At 53.1% G+C, this 322-nt stretch carries 1 rRNA gene; it reads right to left on the bottom strand.

The annotated features are described in order from the left end of the window. Positions 1-322 (bottom strand): 23S ribosomal RNA (locus CVN76_RS00525); the annotation flags it as partial.

Here is a 322-nt window from a genome sequence, read left to right as displayed (position 1 = left end):
GCGCGGGTTAGAATTTCAATACAGCCAGGGTAGTATCCCACCAACGCCTCCACCGAAGCTAGCGCTCCGGCTTCTCAGGCTCCTACCTATCCTGTACAAGCTGTACCAAAATTCAATATCAGGCTGCAGTAAAGCTCCACGGGGTCTTTCCGTCCTGTCGCGGGTAACCTGCATCTTCACAGGTACTATAATTTCCCCGAGTCTCTCGTTGAGACAGTGCCCAGATCGTTACACCTTTCGTGCGGGTCGGAACTTACCCGACAAGGAATTTCGCTACCTTAGGACCGTTATAGTTACGGCCGCCGTTTACTGGGGCTTCGGT

It is taken from the genome of Bacillus sp. mrc49 (assembly GCF_002803435.1).
Note: the sequence above shows the minus strand (reverse complement) of the source record. Positions and strands in the feature narration are given on the sequence as shown.